Here is a 4,523-nt window from a genome sequence, read left to right on the forward strand (position 1 = left end):
GCGGGGGAGAAGGGAGATTCGTGAGTCGCGAAGGCGACTTTCACGGTAACGCGAGGTTGGCACCGAGACCGGCGAAAGCCGCCGCGAAACCGCGCCGTAGCCACGATTGAACCGGCGGAGAGTCAATGACTGCCTTGCGGAAGGCATTGGCAAGCAGCCCATAAATGACAAAGATGACAAAGGTCATGGCCATGAAGACAGTGCTCAGAGCGAGCAGGTCTGGTAGCGGTGAGGCGGCGTTCGGCTGAACGAACTGCGGTAGGAAAGCCAGAAAGAAGATCGAGAGCTTGGGGTTCAGGATGTTCAACAGAAAAGCTTTGGCGACCAGGCTCGCTGCGCTGCTGGCCGATGGCGCCGGGTCGACAGTGAAGGCCGCCTTGTCTCGCCAGGTGACATAGGCGAGATAGAACAGGTAGGCAACCCCGGCCAGCTTGAGCGCCTGAAACGCGACCGCGCTGGTGTGCAGGAGTGCCGCCAGGCCGAGCACCGTCGCCAGCAGGTGGGGAAGAATGCCGGCGGTACAGCCGAGTGCGGCAAAGATGCTGGCTCTCGTGCCCTGGATGAGGCCTGTGGAGACCGTGAATACGACGCCGGTACCGGGTAGGAGAACGACGATCAGCGAGGTGAGCAGGAAGTCAAGCGTGATCATGGTTTGCTCCTGGTGGAGTTATGGCGACGAGGGCCATGAGGGCTGGTGTTGGCGTTCAGCTCGCGGCTTGCGAGTACAGCCGTGCTGGTGGGCGAGTGGTCGCGTGCAGCACCGGCAATACGCCGCACATGGCTCGCGATGCCGAATCACCGTGGCGCCTCGATCGTGTAGAAAGCGTAGTCATGCATGACGCCGTTCGCTTCGACACCTGCTTCATGCGAAAGCTTGCCGCCGATATTCTCCATCGCCTTGCGCGAACGCCAATTGCTGCTACCAATGTGGAACCAGACGGCTTTCGCTCGCAGAAAGGCATGGTCGAGCATCAGTTGCTTCATTTCCCGGTTGGTGGCGCCGCCCCAATGACTCCTGGCCAGGAAGGTATAGCCAATGGTCACCTCCTGCGCGTCGGGATTCCAGTCGTAGTAGCGGGACGAACCGATCACCGTGTCCGAAGGCTTGTCGATTACCACCAGCGCGCCACCAGACGCCAGGGCGCTGGCAAAGAACCCTGCAAAGACCGCTCGCTGATAGCGCAAGGGCTCGGGATGCTGCTCCCAGATCATGGGATCGGAAGCGGCTGCGTATAGTGGCTCGAAATCGTCGGCCAGCAATGGACGAAGCAAGATCGTTTCTCCAATCAGCGTTGGCTGAAGATCAAGGTCATGCGTTGCGTTCATCCGTGCTCTCCGTTGCCCGGGGTTGCCGCATGAGGTGAGTCAAGAAGGAGCCGGGCTCGGGCCCGGCTCCGGCTGGCGCTAGTGGCGTTACTTGCTGGCGCGATGATAACAGCGTCGCGCGGTGTGTCTGGCGGGGCGAGAAACAGCGGCGGCGTTGGCCTGGCTGCCGGTCGCCTGAAGGCCTTCCGGCTTCGACTGCTTCACCTTGCACTTCCTTGCGCAGGAGACTTGTCCAGCAGCAGCGCCAGGGCGCTGTCGGCCAGTTGGTCTACCGAAAGTCTTCCGTCCGGGCGATACCAGTGCTTGGACCAGTTGAGCATGCCGAACAGCATCAGCCGCACGGGGGCAGCGGCGGAAGCGATCTTGCCGGCTCGCGCCAGTTCGTCGAGCGTCGCCTGCCACGGCACTTGATAGCGGTCGAAGGCGGCGGCGATTTCGGCGCGGGCGGCAGCGTCGAGGGCGCGGGTTTCGCCGAGCAGCATCGGCGACGGGCACTCACCCTCCAGCAGCGTGCCGAGGTGGGTGCCTACCAGCACGCGTAGCCGCTGCTCGGGATCGGCGATGCCGTCGATCGCCGCCAGCAGGCGTTCGTAGCCGGCGTCGAGGCCCTCGACCATCGCCGCTTTCAATAGCTCCTGCTTGCTGCGGAAGTGGTAGAAGGGGCTGCCCGAGCGCATGCCGACGGCCTCGGCGATGTCGCGCGTGGTGGTGGCGTCGAAACCTTTTTCGACGAACAGTCTGGCGGCGGCGCGCAGCAATTCGGCGCGGCGGTTGGGTTCCAGCCCGTTCTCTACTTTTCGTCGCGGCATCGGCTCAAGCCCGCGCACAGCGGCGCCGAGAGCGCGCAGCGGCTGGCAGTGGATGGTGTAGGTAAATGGTGATCACAGCGCTGCCGCCACACGCGTGCCCTGGTCGATCGCGCGTTTGGCGTCGAGTTCGGCGGCGACGTCGGCGCCACCGATCAGTGTCACCGGGATGCCGGCAGCCTGTAGTGGTGCGAGTAGTTCGCGGCGGGATTCCTGGCCGGCGCAGACGACGATGGTGTCTACCGGCAGCGTCTGCGCTTCGCCATTGACGGTAAGGTGCAGGCCGGCGTCGTCGATGCGCTCGTAATTGACCCCGCCGATCATCTGTACGCCGCGCTTCTTGAGCAGGGTGCGGCGAATCCAGCCGGTGGTCTTGGCGAGGCCGTCGCCGACCTTGGACGACTTGCGCTGCAGCAGAAAGACCTGGCGTGGTGCCGTTTCGTCTACCGGCGGCTTGAGGCCTCCGCGATGGGCATAGCTCGGGTCGATACCCCATTCGTCATTGAAACGTTCGGCCTCGCTCCTGTCGTCGTGCGCGTGTGTCAGGAACTCGCCGATGTCGAAGCCGATGCCGCCGGCGCCGATGATCGCCACGCGCTTGCCGGCGACTTTGCGGCCTTCGACGATGTCCACGTAGTTCGCTACCTTGTCGCTGTCGATGCCCGGGATGGCCGGTTGGCGCGGGGTGATGCCGGTGGCCAGCACGACATGGTCGAAGCCGCCGGCCTTGAGCGACTCGGTATCGACGCGCTGCTTGAGCTTCAGCGTCACGCCGGTGGTTTCGATGCGGCGGCCGAAGTAGCGCAGGGTTTCGGCGAAGTCCTCCTTGCCGGGAATCCGCTTGGCGATGTTGAACTGGCCGCCGATCTGGTCGGCGGCATCGAACAGGGTCACCGCGTGGCCGCGCTCGGCGGCGGTGGTGGCGCAGGCCATGCCCGCCGGCCCGGCGCCGACGACTGCTATCTTCTTGCGCTCAACCGCTTTTTCGATGGTCAGCTCGGTCTCGTGGCAGGCCCGCGGATTGACCAGGCAGGAGCTCAGCTTGCCGTTGAAGATATGGTCCAGACAGGCCTGGTTGCAGGCGATGCAGGTGTTGATCTCGTCGCTCCTGTTGGCAGCCGCCTTGCTGACGAAGTCGGCGTCGGCGAGGAAAGGACGGGCCATCGAGACCATGTCGGCGCTGCCTGAAGCCAGCACTTCTTCGGCGACTTCGGGTGTGTTGATGCGGTTGGTGGTGATCAGCGGAATATTCACCGCACCCTTCAGGCGTTTGGTGACCCAGGCGAAAGCGGCGCGCGGCACCATCGTGGCGATGGTCGGAATGCGCGCCTCGTGCCAGCCGATGCCGGTATTGATCAGCGTCGCGCCCGCCGCCTCGATCGCCTTGGCGAGTGCGACCACTTCCTCCCAGCTGCTGCCGCCCTCGACCAGGTCGAGCATCGACAGGCGAAAAATGATGATGAAGTTCGGGCCAACCTTCTCACGCGTTGCGCGCACCGTGTCGACCGCGAAGCGGATGCGGTTCTCGAACGAGCCGCCCCACTGGTCGCTGCGCTGGTTGGTCTGCTGGGCGACGAACTGGTTGATCAGGTAACCCTCTGAGCCCATGATCTCGACGCCGTCGTAGCCGGCCTGCTGTGCCAGTTGCGCACAGCGTGCGTAGTCGCTGATCGTCTTGCGGATGCCCCACTGGGTCAGCGCGCGCGGCGTGAAGCGGTTGATCGGCGCGCGCAGCTTCGACGGTGCGACGATCAGCGGGTGGTAACCATAGCGGCCGGTATGCAGGATCTGCAGCGCGATCTTGCCGCCGGCGGCATGCACCGCCGCGGTGATCAGGCGGTGCTTGCGCACCTGCCAGGGAAAACTGAGCTGCGAACCGAAGTGGTAGACCCGGCCGGCCAGGTTGGGCGAAAAGCCGCCAGTGACGATCAGCCCGGCGCCGCCCCGGGCGCGCTCGGCGTAGAAGGCGGCCATGCGCTCGAAGCCGTTCTTTACTTCCTCCAGCCCGGTGTGCATCGACCCCATCAACGTGCGGTTCCTGAGCGTCGTGAAGCCCAGGTCGAGCGGGGCGAGCAGCTGCGGGTAGGGGAGAGGCGGTGTGGGAGGCGCGACAGTGCCAGTGCTCTGGTTCATGAAGTGGGTTCCGAAAGAGTGCAAGAGTTCTTTAAGAAAGCAAGCGCTTGGTCATTGTTCCGGAAGCAAGGGAAGATTGCAAGCAACGAGCAAAAGTGGCGCTCGTGCAGTGGCTCTTTTCGTTCGGCTGGAAACGCATCAAGACGACCGGGAATTGCCCTGGCGCAGCAGAGCGCGCATTGGCATAGGCATGTGCAGGTCGCTACGACCGCTACAGCCAGCTTGATGTGCTTGATTTGCCGCTTTCCGAAATGAGCC

Annotated in this window: 4 protein-coding genes; all 4 read right to left on the bottom strand. The window is 64.0% G+C overall.

All coding sequences use genetic code 11. From position 1 onward, the window contains the following. Positions 1 to 40: 40 nt before the first annotated feature. Positions 41 to 649: a LysE family translocator gene (locus RUW20_RS18855; protein WP_313953760.1), complete on the bottom strand. Its 609-nt coding sequence runs from the start codon at positions 647 to 649 to the stop codon at positions 41 to 43. A gap of 146 nt (positions 650 to 795) precedes the next feature. Next, entirely contained in the window at positions 796 to 1,326 is a 531-nt protein-coding gene (locus RUW20_RS18860; RefSeq protein WP_313953761.1) for a GNAT family N-acetyltransferase, read from the bottom strand. 200 nt (positions 1,327 to 1,526) lie between these two features. Then, positions 1,527 to 2,135: a TetR/AcrR family transcriptional regulator gene (locus tag RUW20_RS18865; protein WP_313953762.1), complete on the bottom strand. Its 609-nt coding sequence runs from the start codon at positions 2,133 to 2,135 to the stop codon at positions 1,527 to 1,529. Positions 2,136 to 2,207: 72 nt separating this feature from the next. Then, positions 2,208 to 4,265, bottom strand: coding sequence for an NADPH-dependent 2,4-dienoyl-CoA reductase (locus RUW20_RS18870; protein WP_313953763.1), 2,058 nt, complete (start codon positions 4,263 to 4,265; stop codon positions 2,208 to 2,210). Positions 4,266 to 4,523: the final 258 nt, after the last annotated feature.

It is taken from the genome of Accumulibacter sp., from assembly GCF_032229525.1.
Classification (GTDB): domain Bacteria; phylum Pseudomonadota; class Gammaproteobacteria; order Burkholderiales; family Rhodocyclaceae; genus Accumulibacter.